General features: G+C 68.6%; 21 protein-coding genes. 9 read left to right on the top strand and 12 right to left on the bottom strand.

Annotated features, from left to right (window positions below; translation table 11 throughout):
• Nucleotides 1-13: 13 nt before the first annotated feature.
• From QH168_RS02985 to QH168_RS02965, 5 genes are all read left to right on the top strand, one after another.
• The gene (locus QH168_RS02985) at nt 14-1,498 is read left to right on the top strand and encodes a hypothetical protein (RefSeq protein WP_280232821.1); all 1,485 of its coding nucleotides are present in this window, start codon (nt 14-16) and stop codon (nt 1,496-1,498) included.
• A 112-nt stretch (nt 1,499-1,610) separates the two neighbouring features.
• On the top strand, nt 1,611-3,041 hold the full coding sequence (locus QH168_RS02980; RefSeq protein ID WP_280232820.1) for an SDR family NAD(P)-dependent oxidoreductase: 1,431 nt from the start codon (nt 1,611-1,613) through the stop codon (nt 3,039-3,041).
• 232 nt (nt 3,042-3,273) lie between these two features.
• Nucleotides 3,274-4,626 (top strand): CoA transferase, encoded by a 1,353-nt coding sequence (locus QH168_RS02975; protein ID WP_280232819.1) that lies wholly within the window; start codon nt 3,274-3,276, stop codon nt 4,624-4,626.
• Nucleotides 4,627-4,780: 154 nt separating this feature from the next.
• On the top strand, nt 4,781-5,854 hold the full coding sequence (locus tag QH168_RS02970) for a nucleoside hydrolase (protein WP_280232818.1): 1,074 nt from the start codon (nt 4,781-4,783) through the stop codon (nt 5,852-5,854).
• The gene (locus tag QH168_RS02965) at nt 5,851-6,768 is read left to right on the top strand and encodes an amidohydrolase family protein (protein WP_280232817.1); all 918 of its coding nucleotides are present in this window, start codon (nt 5,851-5,853) and stop codon (nt 6,766-6,768) included. Before QH168_RS02970 ends, QH168_RS02965 begins: the two co-directional genes overlap by 4 nt.
• A gap of 18 nt (nt 6,769-6,786) precedes the next feature.
• Here the strand turns inward: QH168_RS02965 and meaB are convergent, their stop codons facing one another.
• The 3 genes from meaB to QH168_RS02950 are packed head-to-tail and all read right to left on the bottom strand — an operon-like array spanning nt 6,787 to nt 11,962.
• Entirely contained in the window at nt 6,787-7,830 is a 1,044-nt protein-coding gene (gene meaB / locus QH168_RS02960; protein WP_280232816.1) for a methylmalonyl Co-A mutase-associated GTPase MeaB, read from the bottom strand.
• Nucleotides 7,827-10,091, bottom strand: a complete 2,265-nt coding sequence (gene scpA, locus QH168_RS02955; RefSeq protein ID WP_280232815.1) for a methylmalonyl-CoA mutase — start codon at nt 10,089-10,091, stop codon at nt 7,827-7,829. Before scpA ends, meaB begins: the two co-directional genes overlap by 4 nt.
• Nucleotides 10,091-11,962: a methylmalonyl-CoA mutase family protein gene (locus QH168_RS02950; protein WP_280232814.1), complete on the bottom strand. Its 1,872-nt coding sequence runs from the start codon at nt 11,960-11,962 to the stop codon at nt 10,091-10,093. Before QH168_RS02950 ends, scpA begins: the two co-directional genes overlap by 1 nt.
• A 181-nt stretch (nt 11,963-12,143) precedes the next feature.
• Between QH168_RS02950 and QH168_RS02945 the strand changes: the two genes are divergently transcribed.
• A complete protein-coding gene (locus QH168_RS02945) occupies nt 12,144-12,830 on the top strand; it encodes a TVP38/TMEM64 family protein (protein WP_280232813.1) in 687 nt (228 codons plus the stop codon).
• A gap of 50 nt (nt 12,831-12,880) precedes the next feature.
• Here the strand turns inward: QH168_RS02945 and QH168_RS02940 are convergent, their stop codons facing one another.
• The 4 genes from QH168_RS02940 to QH168_RS02925 form a co-directional block, all read right to left on the bottom strand.
• Nucleotides 12,881-13,663: a S1C family serine protease gene (locus tag QH168_RS02940; protein ID WP_280232873.1), complete on the bottom strand. Its 783-nt coding sequence runs from the start codon at nt 13,661-13,663 to the stop codon at nt 12,881-12,883.
• Entirely contained in the window at nt 13,660-13,833 is a 174-nt protein-coding gene (locus tag QH168_RS02935; protein WP_280232812.1) for a hypothetical protein, read from the bottom strand. Before QH168_RS02935 ends, QH168_RS02940 begins: the two co-directional genes overlap by 4 nt.
• Nucleotides 13,834-13,921: 88 nt before the next feature.
• Nucleotides 13,922-15,178, bottom strand: a complete 1,257-nt coding sequence (locus QH168_RS02930) for an SPFH domain-containing protein (RefSeq protein ID WP_280232811.1) — start codon at nt 15,176-15,178, stop codon at nt 13,922-13,924.
• A complete protein-coding gene (locus QH168_RS02925) occupies nt 15,178-15,609 on the bottom strand; it encodes an NfeD family protein (RefSeq protein ID WP_280232810.1) in 432 nt (143 codons plus the stop codon). The genes QH168_RS02930 and QH168_RS02925 overlap by 1 nt, the downstream gene beginning before the upstream one ends.
• Before the next feature lie 152 nt (nt 15,610-15,761).
• Between QH168_RS02925 and QH168_RS02920 the strand changes: the two genes are divergently transcribed.
• The 3 genes from QH168_RS02920 to QH168_RS02910 all read left to right on the top strand — a co-directional run bounded on the left by QH168_RS02920 (nt 15,762) and on the right by QH168_RS02910 (nt 17,768).
• Entirely contained in the window at nt 15,762-16,574 is an 813-nt protein-coding gene (locus tag QH168_RS02920) for a DUF3097 domain-containing protein (RefSeq protein ID WP_280232872.1), read from the top strand.
• Nucleotides 16,575-16,639: 65 nt separating this feature from the next.
• Nucleotides 16,640-16,864: a hypothetical protein gene (locus QH168_RS02915; protein ID WP_280232809.1), complete on the top strand. Its 225-nt coding sequence runs from the start codon at nt 16,640-16,642 to the stop codon at nt 16,862-16,864.
• Nucleotides 16,865-16,955: 91 nt separating this feature from the next.
• A complete protein-coding gene (locus QH168_RS02910; protein WP_280232808.1) occupies nt 16,956-17,768 on the top strand; it encodes a hypothetical protein in 813 nt (270 codons plus the stop codon).
• A 139-nt stretch (nt 17,769-17,907) separates the two neighbouring features.
• Here the strand turns inward: QH168_RS02910 and QH168_RS02905 are convergent, their stop codons facing one another.
• The 5 genes from QH168_RS02905 to QH168_RS02885 all read right to left on the bottom strand — a co-directional run bounded on the left by QH168_RS02905 (nt 17,908) and on the right by QH168_RS02885 (nt 22,935).
• Complete coding sequence (locus QH168_RS02905; protein ID WP_280232807.1) at nt 17,908-18,963, bottom strand: ferrochelatase; 1,056 nt, start codon at nt 18,961-18,963, stop codon at nt 17,908-17,910.
• 27 nt (nt 18,964-18,990) lie between these two features.
• Entirely contained in the window at nt 18,991-19,827 is an 837-nt protein-coding gene (gene inhA, locus QH168_RS02900; RefSeq protein WP_280232806.1) for an NADH-dependent enoyl-ACP reductase InhA, read from the bottom strand.
• A gap of 105 nt (nt 19,828-19,932) precedes the next feature.
• Nucleotides 19,933-20,691: a 3-oxoacyl-ACP reductase FabG1 gene (gene fabG1 / locus QH168_RS02895; RefSeq protein WP_280232805.1), complete on the bottom strand. Its 759-nt coding sequence runs from the start codon at nt 20,689-20,691 to the stop codon at nt 19,933-19,935.
• Nucleotides 20,692-20,983: 292 nt separating this feature from the next.
• Nucleotides 20,984-21,988, bottom strand: a complete 1,005-nt coding sequence (locus tag QH168_RS02890; RefSeq protein ID WP_280232804.1) for a VWA domain-containing protein — start codon at nt 21,986-21,988, stop codon at nt 20,984-20,986.
• On the bottom strand, nt 21,985-22,935 hold the full coding sequence (locus QH168_RS02885) for a DUF58 domain-containing protein (RefSeq protein ID WP_280232803.1): 951 nt from the start codon (nt 22,933-22,935) through the stop codon (nt 21,985-21,987). Before QH168_RS02885 ends, QH168_RS02890 begins: the two co-directional genes overlap by 4 nt.
• Nucleotides 22,936-22,961: the final 26 nt, after the last annotated feature.

Raw genomic sequence — 22,961 nt, 5'->3', positions numbered from 1 at the left:
TACGTTCCCCGCCATGACGACATCGGGGGACTCCGCGAATCAGTCGGGCGCACAAGGCGATCAGCCGAACTCGACCGGTGCGGCGCCGCAGCAACCGCCCGTCGCGCCCGCCGATCCGACGGTGCTGCGCCAGCCGGGTACACCGGACCCGCAGCACGATCCGACGCTGCTGCGCTCCTTCGATCAGCCCCCTGGCGGATTCGCGTCGGCACCGCCGCCCGGTGTCGCTGCGGGCGGGCCCTCCGGGTCCCCGACGCCGGAGCAGGGATTCGCGCCACCCGCGCCTGGTTTCGCGCCGTCGGCGCCGCAGCAGCCCGTGGCCGGTTCGGCGCCACCCGACGCATCACAGGGTCAGTTCCCGCCGCAGGGCCAGTTCCCGCCGCCGCAGGGGCAAGGGTTCACACCGCAGGCGCAGGTTCCCGTGCCAAGCCAAGGTTTCACGCCGCAGGCGCACGCTCCCGCGCCAGGCCAGGGTTTCACGCCGCAAGGCCAGGAATTCGGCTCGCACGGACAGGGGTTCACACCTGAGAGCCAAGGTTTTGCACCGCAGAACCAGGGCTTCGCACCGCAGGGCCAGGGCTTCGCACCGCAGGGCCAGGGTCTCGCGTCGCAAGGCCAAGGATTCGCAGCGCAAGGCCAAGGATTCGCGCCGCAAGGCCAAGGATCGTCGCTGCACGGCCAGGACTTCGCAGCGCAGGAGCACGGAGCAGCGCCGGGTGGGTTCGGACCGGGCGGACCCGGTGGGACCGGATTCGGCCAGCCCGCACCGTCGTTCGGTCCGAACGGTTCCGGTGGTCGGACCTCCTCCGGCAAGGGCTGGTTGTGGGGGCTCGGCGGCATCGTCGTCGCATCAGTGGTGTGGGGCGGCGCGGTTCTCGCCTTCGGTGGCTTCGGCGGCAGCAGCTCGGGCGGAGTCGCGCCCGGTGAGCCCGACCTGCGCGGCTACACCTATTCCGCCGACTTCTGCGATGTGGCCGACACCGAACCGTTCACCGAATCCGGCTACAAGATCTCCACCAAGAGCATGTCGGGTACCTACGACTACCCGAACTTCACCGGTACCGAGCACACCGCGCGGGACACGATGTTCTGCGCTCAACGGCTTCTCGGCCCTGGAGCCGAGGAAGACGACTACGAGGACGCGTCCCTGTACTCCAGCGTGACGATCCACAAGAAGACCGATCCGGGCCCCGAGTTCATCGCGGGCTTCGATACCTGGGAGAACCCGTACGCCGACTCGGGCGCCGAGGGCCGGGCCGAGAAGATCTCCGGGATCGGCGATGAAGCCTATGTGACCGTCGAGCCCGACAAGGCGGGCGATCCCGCCCCCACCGTCACGCTCAGGATCCGCGATGGCTGGATCGTCGGCGCTTTCACCTGGTCGCAGTTCCTGTCCACGTCATCGTCGTCGAATTCGTCGAGGGCCCTGCCGGAATCGGAGGTCATCGACAAGCTGACCGAATCCGCCCGGTCCACCCTGGCCGCGCTGCGCGACTGAACCGCGCATCGCCATCAGCCGCCGAGGTGGAGGTGAGCGGCCGGTCACCCGACCCCGTTTGAGACAATGGGCGCGACACATGCCCAGCTCATGAAGGATGTCTCCACCTCCGATGGCCGAAACCACGATCGATCCCGATTCGCTCGCCACCTGTCTGCGGGTCTTGGAGCAGGCGGGACAGCTCGACAAGGATCATCCGGATTCGGTGGCGGTGCAGCGCGCCGTCGGGCATATGTTCAAAAAGCTCAAGCAGCGCCGTCGCGCGGCGGCCAGGGACGCGGTGTCCTCCGCCGACCGCGCGGTGGTCGCCGCTACCGCCACCGGATCGCCCCAGCGGATCGACGACGAGACCGCGGGCATCCCGATCAGTTCCACTGCCACCGGCGCCAGCGCGGGCACTCTGCTGCGGGCCCGGCCCTGCTACATCTGCAAACAGCGCTACACCCGCGTCGACGCGTTCTACCACCAGCTGTGCCCGGACTGCGCCGCCGACAGCCACGCCCGCCGCGATGCCCGCACCGACCTCACCGGCAAACGAGCACTGCTCACCGGTGGACGCGCCAAGATCGGCATGTACATCGCGTTGCGGCTGCTGCGCGACGGCGCGCACACCACTATCACCACCCGTTTCCCCCATGACGCCATCCGTCGCTTCGCCGCCCAGCCCGACAGCGCGGACTGGCTGCACCGGGTGCGCATCGTCGGTATCGATCTGCGTGATCCGGCGCAGGTGGTGGCCCTGGCCGACGATGTCGCCGCCCAGGGCCCGCTCGATATCCTGATCAACAATGCCGCGCAGACGGTGCGCCGCTCCGCCGGTGCCTACAGCGCTCTCGTCGAGGCCGAGTCCATGCCGCTGCCCGCCGGAGCGTTGCCCGATGTGGTGACCTTCGGCAAGACGATGCAGGCCCATCCCAGCGCGCTCACCGCCTCGCTCACCCCGACGCTCACCGCCGACGATGTGGCCGGGCTGGCGTTGGTGGCGGGTTCGGCCACGCCCGAGCGCATCTCCCGCGGTGTCGCCATCGACGCCGGTGGGCTGGTGCCCGATCTCGCCCACACCAACAGCTGGGTACAGACCGTCGGCGAAGTCGAGCCCACCGAACTGCTCGAAGTGCAGCTGTGTAACTCGGTCGCGCCGTTCATCCTGGTATCGCGGTTGCGCCCGGCGATGGCGGCGGCGCAGGCGCGGCGCAAGTACATCGTCAACGTCTCGGCGATGGAGGGCCAGTTCGGTCGGGCGTACAAGGGCGCCGGCCATCCGCATACGAATATGGCCAAGGCGGCGTTGAACATGCTGACCCGCACCAGCGCCGCCGAGATGTTCGAGGCGGACTCCATTCTGATGACCGCCGTCGACACCGGCTGGATCACCGACGAGCGCCCGCATTACACCAAGATCCGGCTCGCCGACGAGGGTTTCCGGGCCCCACTGGACCTGGTGGACGGCGCCGCCCGCGTCTACGACCCGATCGTGCAGGGCGAACAGGGCAATGACCTGTACGGCTGCTTCCTCAAGGATTACCGCCCCTCCCCCTGGTGATCTCGACTCGCTCCCGCGCGGTTCACCGTCGAGTGTCGGCACCGTCGAGTCGGTTGCCGATGGCCGCGGCCAGTTCCGCAGGGCGTTCATCGAGATAAAAGTGTCCGCCGGGGAATTGCGCACTCGTGAACTCGCCGGTGGTGAACTCACTCCAGCGGTCGAGCTGTGACGCCGAGGTCGTCGGATCGCACGTCGGAATCCGTTCCGGTCGACGGCTATTACGCTGGGTGCGGTGAGTGTGCACGAACGGCTGGTCCGTGATTACCAGGATGGCATCGGTATCGAGGACCATTCCGACACGCCCGCGCCGGAGTTCGGTGCCGTGTTGGCCGCGGCGTTGCCGGTGGCGGGGCTCGCGGCGGGTGCGATCGGGGCCGTCATCGGCGCGGCGAACCGGTTGCGAATGGCACACGGACTCGATCCCGTGCGGCATCGGATCGACCCGCAGCGCATCGCGGCCGCGTTCGCCAGTGAACGGCTGCTGCGCATCGACGGCGCACCGGTGGGGATGTTCGCCGACCTGTCGGGTTTCTTCCCGACCTTCGACGGATGGGTCCGCACCCATGCCAACTATCCGCACCACCGGGCCAGGCTGCTCGCCGCGCTGAACCTGCCCGGCGACGCTCCCCTCGACCTGGCCGTCGCGCAGATCGCGATGAGCCGCGCCGCCGATGTCGAGGACGCGGCCGCTGCCACCGGTGCCATCGCGGTGCGGGTGCGCACCGAACGCGAATGGGCGGCCACCCCGCAGGCACGTGCCGCCGCGGCGGGACCGCTGGTCTCCTCGATCGCCCGCGCCGACGCACGCGGTAGCGGACTGCCCGATGGTGCGACACCGTTCCTGCCGCTGCGCGGGGTCCGCGTACTCGATATGACCAGGGTGATCGCCGGACCGGTCGCGACTCGCACGCTGGCCCTGCTCGGCGCCGATGTCCTGCGGATCGACCCGCCCGGTCTGCCCGAGATCAGCTGGCAGTTCCACGACACCTGCCAGGGCAAACGGTCCACCGTGCTGGATCTGCGCGCCGACCGCGGGCGGATCGAGGCGCTCCTCGACACCGCGGACGTGCTGGTGACCGGCTATCGACCGGGCGCGCTCGAACACGCCGGACTGACGATCCGGCCGGGACTCGTGCACGGGCGGGTCAGCGCGTGGGGCGATACCGGCCCGTGGGGTGCGCGCCGAGGTTTCGACAGCATCGTCCAGGCCGCCACCGGCATCGCCATCATCGAAGGCGCACCGGCGGTGCCCAGCGCACTGCCCGCGCAGGCGCTCGACCACGCCTCGGGTTACCTGCTCGCCGCCGGCGTCATCGACGCGCTCACCGCCCGCGCCGCCGACGGTATCGGCCGCGATATCCGGGTCTCCTTGGCGCGCACCGCGTCCTGGCTGCTCGCCGCACCCGAACGCACCCTCCGCCACCCCGCGGCCACCGAACCCGATCCGCGACACACCGTCACCCACGGCAGTATCACGACCGCCCTCCCCGCCCTCGCCGAATACCCCGACTATCCGGCGCCCGCCCGCCGGTACGGCTGGGATCAGCCGACCTGGTCGTCTTCGGCGTCATCGCGCCGGCTGTGATCGGCGCCGGGGCAATCCGGGAGCAACAGAGCGCAGCGCGCAGGGCCCCGATCCGCGCGAGGGTTCCTACGGTCAGCGGGGCTGACGTTCTCCGGTGACGCCTTCCGCGAGCCCGGACCGCTACCGCCGGATGCGGGCTGGTTAGGCTCGGGACGTGCGGCAGAAGATCATCGTTGACGTCGATACCGGGGTGGACGATTCGCTGGCGCTGCTCTATCTGCTGGCCAGCCCGGAGGCCGAGATCCTCGGCATCGCGTCCACCGCGGGCAATGTGAGTGCCGCGCAGGTGGCGACCAACAATCTCGCCTGGCTCGATGTGTGCCGGGCGCCCGATATCGAGGTCGCGCTCGGCTCCGCCGTACCGCTGTCGATCCCTTTGCGCACCACCGAGGACACGCACGGTCCGCACGGAGTGGGATACGCGGAGCTGCCCGCGCCTACCCGGACCGTGTCCGAGCGCACCGCCGCCGACCTCTGGGTCGGTCTGGCGCGCGCGTATCCGGGGGAGATCGTGGGGCTGTGCACGGGCCCGCTCACCAATCTGGCGCTGGCGCTGCGGCGGGAACCGGCGCTGCCGCTGCTGTTGCGGCGCCTGATTGTGATGGGTGGCGCGTTCAACCATCCCGGCAATACCACTCCGACGAACGAGTGGAACGTCCACGTGGATCCGGAGGCGGCCAAAGAGGTCTTCGACGCCTTCTCCGCCGCACCGCCGGACCGGCGCCCGCTGATCTGCGCGCTCGACATCACCGAGACCATCGAGATGCGTCCGGGACATCTGGTCCGGCTCGCCGAACGCGCGGGAAGCACACCCGTCGAACTGGTGTCGCCTGCCGATCCGCCGGATGCCAGGTCGGCGGCCCGGAATCCGATCATCGGTCATCTCACCGACGCGGTGCGCTTCTATTTCGACTTCCACCACCGCTTCGATCTCGGATATCTGGCGCATATGCATGATCCGTTCGCCGCGGCGGTCGCCCTCGATCCCACGCTGGCGCGCACCCGGCCCGCGACGGTCGACGTCGAACTCGCCGGAACCCTCACCCGTGCGATGACGGTGGCGGACTGGGCGGGTATGTGGGGCCGAGAACCCAATGCCGACATCGTGATCGGCACCGACCCCGAGGTGTTCTTCGACCGGCTGATCGACCGGGTCGGCGGTTTCGCCGCCGAGGTGTATCCCCCGGCGGACCTGCCGGTTCCCGTAACCGCCGAGGAGGCGCCATGACCGACGACACCACCGCCTACCTCGCCGCGTTCCGCCACCGGCTCGGGCTGCCCGCCATCGTCGATGTGCACACCCATTTCATGCCCGATCAGGTGATGCGCAAGGTGTGGGCCTATTTCGATTCGGCCGGGCCGCTCACCGGGCGGGCGTGGCCGATCACCTACCGCGACGATCAGGCGGTGCGGTTGAAGACCTTGCGCGACTTCGGTGTTCGTGCGTTCACGTCGCTGGTGTATCCGCACAAGCCGGGGATGGCGGCGTGGTTGAACTCGTGGACCGCCGAGTTCGCCGCCGAGGTTCCCGATTGTCTGCACACCGCGACCTTCTATCCCGAGCCGGGCGTCGCCGACTATGTCGCTACCGCGCTGGCCGATGGCGCGCGCGTGTTCAAGGCGCATATCCAGGTCGGGGCCTATTCACCGGTCGATCCGCTGCTCGATCCGGTGTGGGGGATGCTCGCCGAGTCGGGCACGCCGATCCTCATCCATTGTGGTTCCGGCCCGGCGCCCGGTGAGTTCACGGGTCCGGGGCCGATGGTCGAGGTGCTACGCCGTTTCCCGGACCTCCGATTCATCGTCGCGCACATGGGTATGCCGGAGTATTCCGAGTTCTTGGATCTGGCCGAGCGCTATCCGGGCGTCCACCTGGACACCACCATGGCCTTCACCGATTTCTCCGAGGAAGAGGTCCCCTTCCCCGCCGCCGACCGGCCGCGGCTGCGTGCCTTCGGCGACCGGATCATGTTCGGCAGCGATTTCCCGAACATCCCGTACCCGTATCACCATGCCGTCGCCGCCCTGGAACGCCTCGACCTCGGCGACGACTGGCTACGCGCGGTCTGCCACGACAATGCCGCGCGCCTGTTCGAGCTGCCCGACGGCGGCGGGGACGCACACTCGGCCCCCGCATCGTGAGCCACGTCGTCGCGCTGATCAGTCGCCGTCGAAGGCGCGCAGTAATTCCTCGGCGGCCAGCGCCGCGGTCAGCCCACCTTCGCGGACCTGCTTTTCCACCTCGTCGCGCAGCGCCTTCACCCGCGGATTGTCGGCGAGGCGGCGCAGCAGCTGGTCGTGCACCATGGTCCAGGTCCAGTCCACCTGCTGACGGCGGCGCTTCTCGTCGAATTCGCCCGCATCGGTCAGCACGCGCCGATGCTCGAGCACCGTCGACCAGAACTGCTCCAGCCCGATACCTTCCAAACCGCTCATGGTGAGCACCGGTGGCCGCCACAGCGCATCGTGTGGATGGATGAGCCGCAGCGCGCCCACCAACTCCCGCGCGGCCTTCTTCGCCTCGAGTTCGTGTTTACCGTCGGCCTTGTTCACCGCCACCAGATCGGCGAGTTCCAGCACACCCTTTTTGATGCCCTGCAACTGATCGCCGGTCCTGGCCAGGGTCAGGAAGCAGAACACGTCGACCATGTTCGCGACCGTCACCTCGGATTGGCCCACCCCGACGGTCTCCACCAGGATCACGTCGTAGCCCGCCGCCTCCAGCAGCACGATGGTCTCGCGGGTCGCCTTGGCCACACCGCCGAGCGTGCCAGCGGTCGGCGAGGGCCGGATGAAGGCGTCCGGCTCCACCGACAGCCGCGCCATCCGGGTCTTGTCACCGAGGATCGAACCGCCGGTGCGCGTCGAGGACGGGTCGACGGCCAGCACCGCGACTCGATGCCCCTGGCCGATGAGAAACATCCCGAGCGCGTCGATGAAGGTCGACTTGCCGACGCCGGGGACGCCGGTGATGCCGACCCGGTTCGACAGCGCGGCACCGGTGGCCGGGGTCAGCTGGAGCAGTAGTCGCTGCGCCAGCTCCCGATGGTCGGCCCTGGTCGATTCGACCAGGGTGATCGCCCGCGCCAGGGCCGCACGCTCACCGGAGCGGACGGCCGCGGCGAGGGCGTCGACATCGATGACGCGCGGACCACCGCGGGCACCATCGGTCCTGGCATGATCGTGGCCGGGCTGACCGCTCATTCGGCGCCGCCGCCTCCGATCCGATGCCCGAGTTCGGTCGCGAGCTTCTTCAGCAGATCGATCGCCGCGTCCGCGATCACGGTGCCGGGCGGGAAGATCGCCGCCGCCCCTGCCGCGTACAGCTCCTCGAAGTCACCGGGCGGGATGACACCGCCGACGATGACCATGATGTCGGGCCGTCCGACATCGGCCAGCGCCTGCCGCAGGGCGGGCACCAGTGTGAGGTGACCGGCCGCCAGCGAGGACACACCGACAACGTGCACATCGTTGTCGGCGGCCTGGCGCGCCACCTCTTCCGGGGTCTGGAACAGCGGGCCCACATCGACGTCGAAACCCAGATCGGCGAAGGCCGTGGCGATCACCTTCTGGCCGCGGTCGTGGCCGTCCTGACCCATCTTCGCCACCAGGATGCGGGGGCGGCGGCCCTCGGCCTCGGCGAACTCCTCCACCAGATCACCGGCGGTGGTGATGTTGGTGACCTTGCCTGCCTCGTCGCGGTACACACCCGACAGGGTACGGATCTCGGCCTGATGGCGGCCGTACACCTTCTCCAGCGCATCGGAGATCTCGCCGACGGTGGCTTTGGCGCGAGCGGCATTGATGGCCAGCGCCAGCAGGTTGTTCTCCATACCGCCCTCGGAAGAGCCTGCGGCACGGGTCAATTCGTCCAGCGCCCGCTCGACCTCGGCTTGGTCGCGGTCGGCCCGCAGCTGCCGCAGCTTCTCGATCTGCTCGGCCCGCACGCGCGAGTTCTCGACCTTGAGGACCTCGACCTCGTGATCCTCTTCCACCTGGTATTTGTTCACGCCGATCACCGGCTGCTGCCCGGTGTCGATACGCGCCTGGGTCCTGGCGGCGGCCTCTTCGATGCGCAGCTTCGGGATGCCCTCCGAAATCGCCTGCGCCATACCGCCGTGCGCCTCCACCTCCGCGATATGGGCGCGGGCGCGGTCGGCCAGCTGATGGGTCAGCCATTCCACGTAGTACGAGCCGCCCCACGGGTCGATCGGGCGGGTCGTATTCGATTCCTGCTGGATCAGCAGCTGGGTGTTGCGGGCGATGCGGGCCGAGAAGTCGGTGGGCAGCGCCAGCGCTTCGTCGAGGGCGTTGGTGTGCAGCGACTGGGTGTGGCCCTGGGTGGCGGCCATCGCCTCGATGCAGGTGCGCGCCACATTGTTGTAGGCGTCCTGCGCGGTCAGCGACCAACCCGAGGTCTGCGAATGGGTGCGCAGCGATAGCGATTTCGCGCTCTTGGGCTCGAACTTCGCCACCAGCTCACTCCACAGCAGCCGACCGGCGCGCAGTTTGGCGACCTCCATGAAGAAGTTCATGCCGATCGCCCAGAAGAACGACAGCCGCGGCGCGAACTTGTCGACCTCCATACCCGCGTCGATACCGGCGCGGATGTACTCCACACCGTCGGCGAGGGTGTAGGCCAGCTCCAGATCGGCGGTCGCACCCGCTTCCTGAATGTGGTAGCCGGAGATGGAGATCGAGTTGAACTTCGGCATCTTCGCGCTGGTGTAGGCGAAGATATCGGAGATGATCCGCATGGACGGCTTCGGCGGATAGATGTAGGTGTTGCGGACCATGAACTCCTTCAGAATGTCGTTCTGAATCGTTCCGGCCAGCTGCTCGGGCGTGACGCCCTGTTCCTCCGCGGCGACCACGTACAGCGCCAGGATCGGCAGCACCGCACCGTTCATCGTCATCGAGACGCTGACCTGATCGAGCGGGATGTGGTCGAAGAGCTGGCGCATATCGAGGATGGAGTCGATGGCCACACCGGCCATACCGACATCGCCCTGTACGCGCGGATGATCGGAGTCGTAGCCGCGGTGGGTGGCCAGGTCGAATGCCACCGACAGACCCTTCTGACCGGCCTGGAGGTTACGGCGGTAGAAGGCGTTGGAATCGGCGGCGGTGGAAAAGCCCGCGTACTGGCGGATGGTCCACGGCTGGTTGACGTACATCGTCGGGTAGGGCCCGCGCAGGAACGGCGCCACACCGGGCACGGTATCGAGCGGATAGCCCTGTGCGACAACGGCATCGCGATCGGCCCTGGTGAACACCGGCGGCACATCGATGCCCTCGGGTGTCGACCAGACCAGCTGCTCGGGAGTGGTGTGGTTCGCCGTCGCGGCCTCGGCCACGAATGCGCGGACCTGGTCGGCGTCGACGGCGGCCGCCACGGGGTCGTGCTCGGTGAGCGGCACATCGGCGAAACTGCCGACGATGTGCTCGATATCGGATGTGGTCATCAGGCTCCCACCTTCTCCAACAGCTGCGACAAGACCGCGACCGCGTCGATGCGCAAGGTCAAGTATCCGTCGGGACGCTGTGCACCGCTGTACTGCGTGACCGACTTCTCCGGTCCGGCCAGCAGGACGGTCGTCACACCGGCGCCGCGCAGGGCTTCGGTCGCCTCCCCCGCCTCCTCGCCGTAGCGCTTGTCCGAACCGCACAGGACCGCGATCCGCGCACCGGATTCCGTCGCGGCGGCGGCAATGTCGTCGGCGGCCAGCGGGCCGGGATCGACCGCTTCGATTCCGCCGGAGGCCAGGACGTTCGCGGTGAAGATGGTGCGCGCATTGTGTTCGGCGACCGGGCCGAGCGGCACGATCAGCGCCTTCGGACGGGCACCGTTGGCGGCGAGATAGGCATCGGAACGGTTGCGTAGCGCCTCGAACGCGGCGCCGTAGCGCGGATTCGGACCCGGTGTCCGCGCCTGCTCCGACAGCGGCGCCTCGGCCAGATTGGGGAACTCGTTGACACCGGTGACCGCGCTGCGGCGATGGGCGACATCGGCGGCGCGGGTGGCGGCGGTCTCGGCGATCCGCGCGGCGAGCACACCGGACTCGAGCGCGGCGAGATAACCACCCGCGGCCTCGAGTTCCTGCATGAATTCCCAGGCCTTGGCGGCGAGTTCGTCGGTCAGCGCCTCCACGTACCAGGAACCGGCGCCCGGATCCTGTACGTGACCCAGGCGCGATTCCTCGAGCAGCAGCAGCTGGGTGTTACGAGCCATCCGCTGCGAGAACGTGGCCGATACGCCCAGCTCGCCCGCGGGCAGCGCCGAATCGAACGGCAGCACGGTCACCGAATCGGCGCCACCGACACCGGCGCCGAACGCGGCGAGGGTGGTGCGCAGCAGGTTCACCCAGGGATCGCGCTGGGTCATCATCGCGGCGGAGGTGATCGCGTGTTGCGGAGCCGCGCCGAACGCGGGCGCACCGCACACCTGGGCGACCCGCGCCCACAATCGCCGCGCCGCCCGGAACTTCACGATGGTGGCGAACTGGTCGTCGGTGGCCGCGAAGCGGAACTCGAGCTGACCGAGCGCATCGGCAATATCGACCCCGGCGCCGGTGAGCAGACGCAGATACGCCAGACCGGCCGCGACGGCGGCGCCGACCTCCTGTGCGTCGGCGGCGCCCGCATTGTGGAAGGCGATGCCGTCCACCGTGATCGCCCGCACCGTTTCGGCACGGGCGATCGCCCGCTGCGCCACGGCGACCGTCTCGGTCTGATCCAGATCCTCGGCGCCGGTGAAGGCGCTCGTCAGCGGCGCGGCGCCGAGACCGACCCGGATCTGCGTGCGATCGGCGACCGAGTAGCCGTCGAGCACCTCGAACACGCGCTCGGCCGCGGCGGCGGTCGCCGCACCGGCGACGAGGGTCAGCGGGGCCAGCTCGAACAACAGACCGCGCAGGGCGACGGGGATATCGTCGACGGGGACGCCGTAGGACCCGATGCCGAGCGCGATGGCGCTCACGCCGTTCTCCAGGCCGGTCAGGATCGTCCGGTTGGTGGCCTCGGCATCGTCTTCTCCGGCGAAGGCACTGACGAACCAGCCGCGCTGCGGATCACGGGCGGCATCGCCACCACGCACATAGGGGAAGGCGCCCGGCAGCGGCTGCTCGGGCAACTCGTCGCGGCGGGTGTAGAGGGGCGCGATGGTCAGCCCGTCGTAGGTGGTCTCGTCGAGCAGATGCTCGGGTTCCGCGGGGAGCTCCGATGTCTCGACCCGCCGCGCTTTGGCCAGCACGCCCGCCACACCCTTACGCCACGCGGCGTACTCGGGCACCGGTTCCGGGGCGAGTCCCGCCCCGGACTCTGAAGCTATCGGCATACGCTGATTCCCTCTTCCATTCGAGTACGGGCGCACCACTCCTGCACGCCCATACCTCTGCATCCGCCCAGCTCAGCGGACACTTTGGTTAACGAGCATTCGGCCCGTTGCCTCTGATGCTAGCGGGGCGCCAATACGCGCCTGTCCGAGGCCACCACTACCAACGGGTAACCTTGCGCGGGTGACTCGACTGCTCCGAGACCGCCGGATCGTCGCGCTGTTCCTCGGGATCTGCGCGCTTTTCGTTGTCGCGATGCTGATCGAGCTACCCGAACCGGCCCAGATCCAGGACTGGGCCGACAGCGTCGGACCGATCTTTCCACTCCTCTTCTTCGCCGGATACGCCCTGGTGGCCGTGGCTCCGGTGCCGCGGACCGTGCTCACCGTGAGTTGCGGTGTGCTGTTCGGATCCGGGCTCGGGGTCACAGTGGCATTGTCGGCCACAATGGTCGCGGCCGCACTGGCGCTGCTGCTGGTGCGCGCACTGGACCGCGATCGGGTCGCCGCCCGGCTCACCCATCCTGCGGTGCGCGCGATCGACGATCGGCTCGAGCGGCGCGGCTGGCTCGCGGTCGGTTCGTTGCGATTGATCGCGATCGCACCGTTCTCGGTGGTCAACTACTGCTGCGGGCTGTCCTCGATCCGGTTCTGGCCGTATCTGATCGCGACCGTCCTCGGTTCGCTGCCCGGCACCGTGGCCACCGTGATCCTCGCCGACGCACTCACCGGCGGCAGCCATCCGGCGATGGTGGTCATCTCGGGCATCTGCCTGGCCATCGGTGTGGTGGGGTTGGTGGTCGACGCCCGGTGGGCGCCCGCGCCTCGTGCACGCACGGCCGAACCGGAGGCAGTGGCGGTCACCGAGTGAGCAACGGTCGCGGCAGATCTCCGCGATAGTCATGCAACCCCAACCGCCGATCAGTCGACGGTGAGTTCGCTCGGCACCGCGATCACATCGACCATCGCCCCGTTGCGCAACACCGTGACCGGCACAGACGTGCCGATCGCCGCGGCGAACAGTTGCCGCTGGATACCCTGCGCATCCCGCACCTCGATCCGCGCGACGCTGAGCACCAGATCGCCGCGGCGCAGACCGGCCCGGTCGGCGGGGCCGTCGCCGATCACCTCGACGATGCGGACGCCGCCGTCCTGGCCGGTGCGGGCCGCGATATCGGCGGGCAACGGGGCGGGTACCCCCACCAGGCCCAGGTAGGCCCGCCGGACCCGGCCTTCGGCCCGCAGGGTCTGCACAATCATGCGGGTGGTGGCGTTGACGGGGATCGCCAGTCCGAGCCCGATCCCGGCGACCGCGGTGTTGATGCCGACCACCCGCCCCGCCGAATCGGCGAGCGCGCCACCGGAATTGCCCGGATTGAGCGCGGCGTCGGTCTGGATGACGTCCTCGATGACCCGTCCGGCCCGGCGCGAGGCCACCGGCACGGCCCGGCCGAGCGCGCTGACGACCCCGGCCGTCACCGATCCGGCCAGCCCCAGCGGGCTGCCGACCGCAACCACCAGCTGCCCGACGACGAGGGTGTCCGCATCGCCGAGCGTCACCGCGCCGGGGGTATCACCGCGCGTATGCAAGACCGCGAGGTCGGACAGCGGATCGGCGCCGACCACATCGAAACGGGTCTCGGCGCCGTCGGCGAACACCAGCTCACCGCCACGGGAGCCGCCGACGACATGCGCGTTGGTCAGCAGATACCCGTCTGCGCATAGCCTGCCGGGCTCGGATGCAGATGATCACCGCTGTCGGAGGCGGGGGCCATTGCATCGGGATCGTCCGGTGCGGCGATGGCATGCTCGAAGTCGATGACGGCCTCGAACTCGCCGGAGGTGCTGATCCACGCATTGACGGCGTCGCGCACGCAGAGGATGCGCGTAGATCCTCGGCCGAACCGGCGCGACCTCATCACCGTTGCCGCGTCCGGCGCCGAACGCGGCAACGGTGACGGCTCACTGATGCGTGCCCGGCGGCTGCCAGGGCCTGCCGTGGATATCACTGGCGCCCGGTTGTTGGGGTGGCGGCGAAAGCTGTTCCCGCACAGGCGGTTGCGGCGGTGCGGGAGCGGGTTTGTTCAGGTTCGCGGGTGAGGGATCCACGCCCGGCACCAGCCCCTCTACCGGGGTGCGCGCTGTCGCCTCGGCCGCGCGTACGGCCCGTTCGATGGCCGGATCGGGTGCGGTGTCGAACCAGTCGGCGACGTCTTCGGAATCGTCCTCCGGCTTGGTGTCGCTGCCGTCGGAGGCGGGCGGCTCGTACCGGAACACCCCGTCCTCGCCCTTGGTGGCGAAGTTCTTGGCGAAACCTTCCAGCGCCTTACCGAAATCGCTCGGCACCAGCCACACCTTGTTGGCGTCACCGCGCGCGACCATCGGCAGCGTCTGCATGTACTGGTATGCCAGCAGTTCCGGGGTCGGCTTACCGGATTTGATGGCGGCGAAGACCTTTTCGATCGCCTTGGCTTGGCCCTGGGCTTGCAGATAGGAGGCGGCGCGTTCACCCTGCGCGCGCAGGATGCGGCTCTGCCGTTCACCTTCGGCCGACAGGATCGCCGACTGCTTACCGCCCTCGGCGGACAGGATCTGCGCCTGTTTGGCGCCCTCGGCGGTCTTGATCTGCGATTCGCGTTGACCTTCCGCGGTGAGGATCATGGCGCGCTTCTCGCGGTCGGCCTTCATCTGCTTTTCCATCGACTCCTGGATCGAGGGCGGCGGGTCGATGGCCTTGAGTTCGACCCGCGCCACCCGCAGCCCCCAGCGGCCGGTGGCCTCGTCGAGCACACCGCGCAGCTGGCTGTTGATCTGATCGCGGGAGGTCAGCGTGTCTTCCAGGGTCATACCGCCGACCACATTGCGCAGGGTGGTGACCGTCAGCTGCTCCACCGCGGCGATGTAGTTGCTGATCTCGTACACCGCGGCCTGCGGGCTGGTGACCTGGAAATACACCACCGAGTCGATCTGGAGGGTGAGATTGTCCTGGGTGATCACCGGCTGCGGTGGGAACGACACCACCCGTTCCCGCAGATCCACCTTCGCCCGGATGCGGTCGGCGAAGGGGACGAGGAAGGTCAACTGCCCCGATACCGTGCGCGAATACCGGCCGAGTCGTTCGATCACCGCGGCCTCGGCCTGCGGCACCAGCGCGATCGATTTGAACACCACCACCACGACCAGCAGCACGAGCACCGCGGCCACGATCAATACAGCCATTACGGCCCTTTCCAGACGACGGCGGTCGCACCGTCGATCTTCATCACATACACGGTGGTTCCCTGCGGATACTCCTCGGACGGATCGAACGGGCGCGCCGTCCATTCCTCGCCACCGAGTTTCACCCGGCCGCTGTGCGCGCCGACGGCCTCGAGCACCAGCGCCGTCTTACCGGTCAGCGCATCCACATTGGTGAGGGTCGGCGGCGGAGTCGCGAAGCGCCGCAACAACATCGGACGCACGCCCAGCATCAGCGCAACCGAGACGATCGCGAAGATGATCGCGTCGGCCACCACGCTGGTGTCCGCGGCGAAACTGATGCCAGCGGTGATGAGCGCCCCACCACCGAGCATCAACAACGTCAGCTCACCGACGAACATCTCGGCCGCCACGAGCAGAATGCCCACGACCAGCCATACAACTGCGGCCACATCCTCCACTGTAGTGGCCGGACGCGATTCCCGTGGCGGTGCGAACACAAGATCATGAACCTGTGCCGCGCGGCCGCCGCGACCCACGGCGGTGCGCCGCGACCACAAACCGCTTCGGGTGCAGTAGCTTCGGCCGGGTGAGTTCGCGTGACATGTACGGCGGTGACATCTTCTCCCGGCACACCCGCGCCAGGAAGCCCGCGGTACCGCGGGTGACGGCCGAACGGGATCTCGTGGTCGAGGACGCGGCCAGCGGATTCTGCGGCGCCGTCGTCGGATTCGACCGCAGCTACGACGGCGAGTTCGTGAAACTGGAGGACGGGCGCGGCGCGGTCCGGCTGTTCGCGCTGCGCGAGGCCGCCTTCCTGATCGACGGCACACCGGTCACGCTGGTCCGGCCCACCGCACCGGCGCCCACCCGCGAGACCCGCTCCGCCTCCGGTTCCACGCGCGTCGAGGGACTGCGCGCCCGAGTCGCCGCGGCCAGCCGCATCTGGGTCGAGGGCGTGCACGACGCCGCCCTCGTCGAACGCGTCTGGGGCCACGACCTGCGGGTCGAGGGTGTGGTGGTGGAGCATCTCGAAGGGTTGGACAATCTGGCGGCGCGGCTCACCGAGTTCGGTCCTGGGCCGGGCAGGCGGGTGGGGGTATTGGTCGACCATCTCGTCACCGGAACCAAGGAATCCCAGCTCACCACCGGTCTCGGACCCCATGTACTGGTAACCGGACATCCGTACGTCGACGTCTGGCAGGCGGTGCGCCCGGCCGCGGTCGGTATCCGGGAGTGGCCGCAGGTGCCACGCGGCGAGGACTGGAAGACCGGCATCTGCCGTCGGCTCGGCTGGGGCACGCCGCAGCAGGGCTGGCGGCGCGTCTACAACGCCGTCGATTCGTTCCGTGACCTGGAGGCACCGCTGATCGGGGCGGTCGAACGGCTCATCGACTTCGTCACCGAACCGGAGTAGCGTCCGGCGTTCAGGGCGGGCCGTGCCCCGACCGGAACACCTGGTCGCCCGATACGGAGGTGAACATGTCCGCGAAGCCACTGGCGGCGCTGCTGATAGCCGTCGCATCGACCGTGCCCGTATGGTCCGCCCCGGCCGCGAGCGCCGCCCCGACGGCCGAGTACCGCACCCCCGCCGCGACCGGTTCCGCCGACCTCGCGCCCGCGCTGCTCGATCTCGTCATCTGCCTGATCCAGCTGCCGCCGTCGGCCTCCGGTGATCCGTCGCAAGGCTGCAATACGGCCGGATGATCATTGTCCGGGTGGCGTCGGCCGCGTCGTCCGGATCGTGCTGGGCGCACCGATGTCCGCGTATCGCGGCGAACCTTTATGCTCGAAGATTATGTGCTCCCCGAGTGCCACGCTGACGGTGTGGGCCGGCTCCTGGCTGGCCGGTACCAGTGCGCCCGACGACGTACTGGAGGCGCTGCACGCCTGGGCCCCGCGTCACACCCTCGCTGCGGGCGATCCGTTCAGCGGTGCGCGCACCGACCTACCGTGGTCCTCGCTGGGCAATCCGGCGGGCACCGGAGTCATGCCGCTGCTCAAGGTGATTCGGGAAACCATGGCCGAACCGGGCGCGCATCTGCGGCTCGTGCTGCCGGTTCCCGGTGATGTCCGCGGGCTGCCGGTCGGCACGGCGTTCGCCGCCGACGCCCTCGATGCCGGTGAGGGCATGCTCATCGGTGTTCCCGGCGCCGAGGGCACCGGGCTGATCCCGCAGTGGGAGGGCGAGCAGACCCTGCAATGGACCGTGTACAGCACACCCATTCCGGCCACCACCGGGATCGATATGTCACTGGGCGAAGCCGAATTCGCGATGCGTGAGGCGGTGCGCGATGCGGCCGACGCGCTCATGCGCCTGCACACGACGGGTCTCGGCGCCGGTGACGCCGATCCGCGGGAACTGATCGAGGCCGAACTGGCCGATTACACCCGCCACGACTACCCCGAGTCGATCCCGCTGCGTGCGCGCCGCATTCTCGACAGCGCCGATCATGTGGCCGCCATCCTCACCGTCGCGCAACGGGAACCGGCCTCCTCCCCCACCTCCGCGAGCGCCGTCACCGAACACGAGTCCCTGCTGCGCCCGCTGTGGGATGCCATCCGGGCGGCCCGTCTGGTGGCGGTGCACGCCTCGGCGCGCGGACACTGATCCCGGCCCGCGATCGATGAACGGCTGCTGTATCGGTACGGCCGGGTCGTCGTCACGCGGGCATCATCGGCCCCGGTACTCCCCGCTGGAGCACTAGCGGCGACGTGGTTCGGCCCCGACCGGGACTGAAACCACTCGCTCAGCGTCCGGGCCGGGCAGCAGGCGCGCAGCATCCCACCGCGCAGGGTTCACCATTGATGGTGCACCCGTATCCGGGCACGGCGCCCAACCGACGCGGCGGCCGATCCTCGAGCTGTTCGGCGATCAATTCCACCACCAGCCGAGCGAAGCGCGGGTCGGTGCCCGGTGTGCCCGCGCGAGCGAACGCCATACCCAGTTCGGCGGCCTTCTCGGCGGCCTCGTTGTCCAGGTCCCAGATCACTTCGAGATGATCGGAGACGAATCCGACCGGGCACACCACGACCGCGTCGACGCCCTTGCCGGACAGGTTCTCCAGATGGTCGACGATATCGGGATCGAGCCACGGCACCTGCGGCGGACCGGACCGTGACTGCCAGACCAGGTCGTACTCGGCGAATCCGGTGGCCGCCGCACACAATCGGGCCGCATCGGCGACCTGGCGACTGTAGAGCCTGCCGCCGTCGGCGGGCGGGCCCGCGCTCAGATCGGCCGAGACCGGGATCGAATGGGCGGTGAACACCAGCCGGGCCCGGTCGCGTCGCTCGGCCGGGATCTGTTGTACCGCAGTGCGAATCGCCTCGGCGAACGATTCGATGAGCAGCGGATGATCGAAGTACTGGCGCAGCTTGGTCATATCGGGTGCGCCCGCACCGACGGCGCCGCGCGCCCGCGCGATGTCCTCCTGGTATTGCCGACAGCCCGAATAGCCGCCCCAGGCCGAGGTGGGGAACACCAGCGCCGAACGCACACCGTCGGCGCTCATCCGGGCGAGGGTGTCCTCGACCATGGGATGCCAGTTGCGGTTGCCGAAATAGACCGGAAGATCTATTCCGGCAGTGGCCAATTCGGCCTCCACCGCGGTGATGATGTGCCGGTTGAGTTCATTGATCGGCGACACCCCGTCGAAGTGCAGATAGTGTTCGGCGACCTCGGCGAGGCGTTCGCGCGGCACCCCCCTGCCCCGAGTGACGTTCTCCAGGAACGGCATCACGTCCTCGGGGCGTTCGGGGCCACCGAACGACAGCAGTAGCAACGCATCGGCCGTGCGGCCCACTGTGACTCCTCTGTCGTGCGTGAACGGTCAGTCGACCGGCATGTTCTCCGGGAACCAGGTGTTGTGGCTGGCGCCGCCGTCGACGTAGATGATCGAGCCGGTGGTGCCGGGCAGCCAATCCGAGAGCAGCGCCACCACGGATTTGCCGACCACGGTCGGGTCGTCGACATCCCAGCCGATCGGCGAGGCGCCGTCCCAGTAGGTGTTGAGCTGGTTCAGCTTGGCGGCGTCGTCGGTGGCGGTGCCCGCGATGGCCTTGGCCGCGAGGGTCTTGATCGGACCGGCGGCGATCAGGTTCGATCGGATCTTCTTGGCCGCGCCGACCTCGCGCGCCACATAGCGGTTCACCGACTCCAGCGCCGCCTTCGCCACGCCCATCCAGTTGTAGTACGGCATCGCGGTGCGCGGATCGAAGTCCATACCGACGATCGAGCCGCCCTCGTTCATCACCGGGAGCACGGCCCGCGCGAGCGAGGCGTAGCTCCAGGCGGAGATCTCGAACGCCTTGGCCGCATCCGGGCCGGGGCCCTCGAGGAACGGCTTGGCCTCCGGGCCCATCAGGGTGCGCGGCGCGAACGCGATGGAATGCAGCACGCCGTCGAGGCCCTCGGGGGCAAGTTCACCGATCTTGCCCGCCAGCTCGGCGAGGTTCTCCTCGTTGGTGACGTCGAGGCCGATCGCCGGTGGCACCTCCTTCGGCAGCCGCTTGGCGATCCGGTCGATCAGGCGCAGGCGCTCCGGGATACCGGTGATGATCACCTTCGCACCCTGTTCCTGTGCGATCGCCGCCGCGTGGAACGCGATCGACGCGTCGGTGATGATGCCGGTGACCAGGATGGTCTTACCGTCGAGCAGTCCGCCCATGAGTTCTCGGTTCTCCCTGGAGTGTGGATGTGTGCCGCGGTCCGGAAGGACCCTCGGCTGCGCGCCCGATTCGGTCAGCGCGGCTTTTTCGATAGGTGATGGCCGTCAGTGGCCCATGCCCATGCCGCCGTCGACCGGGATGACGGCGCCGGAGACGTAGGCCGAGTCCTCGGAGGCGAGGAAGCTGACCACCGCGGCGACATCCTCGGCCTTGCCGAGGCGCTGCAACGGTATGAACTTCTTGGCCATATCCCGCAGGTCCTCGGGAAGATCCTTGGTCATATCGGTCTCGATGAAACCCGGTGCGACCACGTTGGCGGTGATCGAGCGGGAGCCCAGTTCACGGGTGACCGAACGCGCCAGCCCGATGACACCGGCCTTCGAAGACGCATAGTTGATCTGACCGGCCTGACCGGCCATACCGACCACCGAACCGAGGAAGATCATCCGGCCCCACCGGGCGCGCAGCATGGCACGGTTGGCCCGCTTCGCGCACCGGAAGGCACCGGTGAGGTTGGCGTCGATGACCTTCTCGAACTGCTCCTCGGTCATCCGCATCAGCAAAGTGTCGTCGGTGATACCGGCATTGGCCACCAGCACCTCGACCGGACCCTGATGCGCCTCGACCTCGGCGAACGCCCGGTCCACCGATTCGCTGTCGGTGACATCGCATTTCACACCGAACAGCCCGTCCGGCGCGCCCGAACCGCGATGGGTGACGGCCACCTTGTGTCCATCGGCGAGGAGGCGCTGCGCGACCGCGAGACCGATGCCGCGGTTACCACCGGTCACCAGCACCGACCGGGACGCCCGCTCCGCGTTCTGCGATTCCGACTTACGACTGTCCTCGACAGAGTTCGACATGCGGACAATCTAGCCGATGGTTCCGGTGGGCGAAAAACACGGCCGGGTCGGCAGAGTCGAGGACAATTGGGCGCGCGAACGCCCTCACCTGTGTGCGAACTCGCACGGTGCGGATTCCGCTGTCGTCGATCACAGAATGCCCGACGGAAAGCAGGGGAATGCAATAGGCGACGGCGTCCGCGGTGTGGCGCGAATAGGCGCATTTGCCTGACATCGCGTGCGTCGCGCGATTATCGGCGGCACCCGAACATGGCTGTTCCGGGGACCGCTCGACCCCCGGAACACGCCACGACTACGGCAAACGCTGCCGATACACCAGCCCGGTGACGACACCGGCGGAAATGAACACCAGGCCGAACAACAACCAGGGGCGGCTGGCGTCACCCATGGTCATCTCATAACCGATCTGCTGTTCGAGGGTGTCGTATACGGCGGTGAGTTCGGCCAGACTCGACGCGGTATAGAAATCCCCGCCGGACAATTTGGCGATCTCCCGCAGAGAATCGTCGTCCACCGGAACCGGGACCCGCTGCGGGCTGCCACCGTCCTCGTCCGGAATCTCGACGACGCCCCACTCGGTACCGAAGGAAATGGTCGAGACCGGGATGTTCCTGGTTTTGGCGAGCCTGGCGGCGGTGAACGCGTGCCGCGGATCGTCGACGTCCTGATCGTCGGGCACGGTCTGCTTACCGTCCGACATCAGCACCACCCGCGCCGGTGGCGGCGTCTCGGCACCACCGAGCACCGAGGCCAGCGTTTCGATCGACTGCAACGCGGCGAAGATGCCCTCACCGGTGGCGGTGCGCTCGCTGAGCTTGATGTTGTCGATGGCGGCCTTGACGGCCTCACGGTTGGTGGTCGGTGACACCAGCACCGAGGCGGTACCCGAATACACCACCAGACCGAGGTTGATGCCGGGAGTGAGGCCCTCGGCGAAATTCTTGGCCGCCTTCTGCGCGACTTCCAGCCGGTTCGGTTCCACGTCGGTGGCTTCCATCGACAGCGAGACGTCCATCACCAGCACGACCGTCGCCCGGTTGCGCGGCTCCTTCTGCGCCGTCGTCGGGCCCGCCGCGGCGATCGTGAGGAAGACCAGGCCGATCAGGATCAACGCCACCGGGACATGGCGCAGCGGACTCGGGCGCGAGGGGGCGACCTTCTCCAGCTGCTCCATATTGCTGAACCGCAGCATATGCCGGTGCCTGCGGCGCTGCACCAGCACATAGCCGAGCGCGATGAGCGCGACCACGGCAAGGAAACCGAGCCAGATCTGCGCGGTGAAATGCGAAATACTCACTGACGTGGCACCCGCCCGGTCGGGGCGCCGAGGCTGTGGCGCCGGGTGGACACGAACCGGACCACGTCGGCGATCCAGTCCCGATCGGTCTGCAAGGTGAGCACCGGCGCGCCGCAGCTGCGCAGCGCCTGCTCCACCTGGTCACGATGGCGCCGCGCGGCCGCCGCGTAATCGGCCCGCAGCGCCGGGGTGACGCTGAACTCGCGGGTGCGGCCGGTCTCCGGATCGTGCAGCACCACATCGCCCATATCGGGCAGCGAGATATCGCGCGGATCCAATACCTGCACCGCCAGCAGATCGTGGCGCGCGGAGATGGCGCGCAGCGAACGCTGCCAGTCGATGTCACCGAGGAAATCGCTGATGATCACGGCCAGCCCGCGTTTGCGCTGCGGACGGCGCAGCGATTCGATCGCGGTGCGCAGATCACCGCGCACACCGTCGCGGGCGTGCGGGGTGGTCGCGATACCGCGCAGCAGCGACTGCGCGTGCACCCGGCCGCTACGCGCCGGAATCCGGGTGAGATGTTCACCCGTCGCCACGACGGCGCCGATGCGGTTACCGCCGCCGCTGGTCAGATGCGTGATGGCCGCGGCGGCGGCAATGGCGAGATCGCGCTTCTGACAGGCCGCGGTACCGAAGTCCAGGCTGGCCGACAGGTCGACCACCATCCAGGTCTCCAGTTCGCGGTCGGCGATCATCTGCCGCACGTGCGGATGTGTGGTGCGCGCGGTGACCGACCAATCCATCTGGCGCACATCGTCACCGGGCTGGTAGGCGCGGGCCTCCCCCGGTTCGGAACCGGGACCGGGGATCAGGCCGAGGTGATCACCGTGCAGTACGCCGTCGAGGCGTCGGCGCACGGTGAGCTCCAGGGTCTTCAGCGCCGCCGACAGCTTCGGGTCGGTCAGCTCGCCGGCTCGGAACGAGGGTGGTGCGTGCGATGACATCGGTACTCGGTCGACCGGCTCCGGCG

Source organism: Nocardia cyriacigeorgica, assembly GCF_029868385.1.
Lineage (GTDB): Bacteria > Actinomycetota > Actinomycetes > Mycobacteriales > Mycobacteriaceae > Nocardia > Nocardia cyriacigeorgica_F.
The sequence above is the reverse complement of the archived record's forward strand: the minus strand, read 5'-3'. Positions and strand labels throughout refer to the sequence as shown.

What these genes read in the sequence shown, in the direction of transcription:
- QH168_RS02910 (WP_280232808.1), top strand. Translation starts at nt 16,956, where the DNA reads ATGTGCTCCCCGAGTGCCACGCTGACGGTGTGGGCCGGCTCCTGGCTG.
- QH168_RS02915 (WP_280232809.1), top strand. Translation starts at nt 16,640, where the DNA reads ATGTCCGCGAAGCCACTGGCGGCGCTGCTGATAGCCGTCGCATCGACC.
- QH168_RS02950 (WP_280232814.1), bottom strand. Translation starts at nt 11,962, where the DNA reads ATGCCGATAGCTTCAGAGTCCGGGGCGGGACTCGCCCCGGAACCGGTG.
- meaB (WP_280232816.1), bottom strand. Translation starts at nt 7,830, where the DNA reads ATGAGCGGTCAGCCCGGCCACGATCATGCCAGGACCGATGGTGCCCGC.
- QH168_RS02920 (WP_280232872.1), top strand. Translation starts at nt 15,762, where the DNA reads ATGTACGGCGGTGACATCTTCTCCCGGCACACCCGCGCCAGGAAGCCC.
- QH168_RS02980 (WP_280232820.1), top strand. Translation starts at nt 1,611, where the DNA reads ATGGCCGAAACCACGATCGATCCCGATTCGCTCGCCACCTGTCTGCGG.
- scpA (WP_280232815.1), bottom strand. Translation starts at nt 10,091, where the DNA reads ATGACCACATCCGATATCGAGCACATCGTCGGCAGTTTCGCCGATGTG.
- QH168_RS02965 (WP_280232817.1), top strand. Translation starts at nt 5,851, where the DNA reads ATGACCGACGACACCACCGCCTACCTCGCCGCGTTCCGCCACCGGCTC.
- QH168_RS02885 (WP_280232803.1), bottom strand. Translation starts at nt 22,935, where the DNA reads ATGTCATCGCACGCACCACCCTCGTTCCGAGCCGGCGAGCTGACCGAC.
- inhA (WP_280232806.1), bottom strand. Translation starts at nt 19,827, where the DNA reads ATGGGCGGACTGCTCGACGGTAAGACCATCCTGGTCACCGGCATCATC.
- QH168_RS02930 (WP_280232811.1), bottom strand. Translation starts at nt 15,178, where the DNA reads ATGGCTGTATTGATCGTGGCCGCGGTGCTCGTGCTGCTGGTCGTGGTG.
- fabG1 (WP_280232805.1), bottom strand. Translation starts at nt 20,691, where the DNA reads ATGTCGAACTCTGTCGAGGACAGTCGTAAGTCGGAATCGCAGAACGCG.
- QH168_RS02985 (WP_280232821.1), top strand. Translation starts at nt 14, where the DNA reads ATGACGACATCGGGGGACTCCGCGAATCAGTCGGGCGCACAAGGCGAT.